This window comes from Elongatibacter sediminis (assembly GCF_037892215.1).
GTDB classification, from domain to species: Bacteria; Pseudomonadota; Gammaproteobacteria; order Xanthomonadales; family SZUA-36; genus Elongatibacter; species Elongatibacter sediminis.
Map to the genome: position 1 here is coordinate 1 of NZ_JAZHOG010000029.1, position 548 is coordinate 548.

1 protein-coding gene is annotated in these 548 nt (G+C 48.4%); it reads left to right on the top strand.

The window, feature by feature from the left end:
- Positions 1–86 precede the first annotated feature (86 nt).
- Complete coding sequence (locus V3330_RS19600; RefSeq protein WP_354697160.1) at positions 87–401, top strand: DUF6968 family protein; 315 nt, start codon at positions 87–89, stop codon at positions 399–401.
- Positions 402–548 lie beyond the last annotated feature (147 nt).

Below are 548 nucleotides of genomic sequence, written 5' to 3' on the forward strand. Positions count from 1 at the left end.
GCGTTTAAGTGCGTTCCGCCAGCGTTGCTGGCTCCACCGGACGCGTGCTGTGCACGCGCCTCTTAACTAAAACGTTAGAAGAACTAATGAAGCGAGATGAATACGTTTCAATAAGGAAACTGTCTGGTGTACGTGGCAGCGGAGAGGCCGTAGATATTACGGTAGCTGTTGGGATTCCTTACAGAGACGAAAAAATGGATTCGTGGGCTTGTCCCGTCAAAGCAGAGGGCCTATTCAAGAAATTGGCGGATCAACACGGAATTGATTCATGGCAGGCCTTCCGGCTCTGTCAGAAACTGGTTGTTTCATTACTGCATGACTTTTTAGATAAGGGCGGAAAGCTGTATATCTTCGGCGAAGATAAAGAAATGACGTATGAAGAAATTGAAGAGTTCTTCTAACAACTCAATCAAGTTCGCCCGCCTTCCAGGCGGGCCGGACGCGCGCAAAGCGCGCACCGCTTATTTCAACCGTTATACGATCTAAGACGAAAGTACGGTGTTGGAAGAAATAGTAAACACAAGCCAAGTTCCTGGCGAAGGATTCCG

Coding starts and splice junctions, on each gene's coding strand:
- V3330_RS19600 (WP_354697160.1), top strand. CDS start 87: ATGAAGCGAGATGAATACGTTTCAATAAGGAAACTGTCTGGTGTACGT.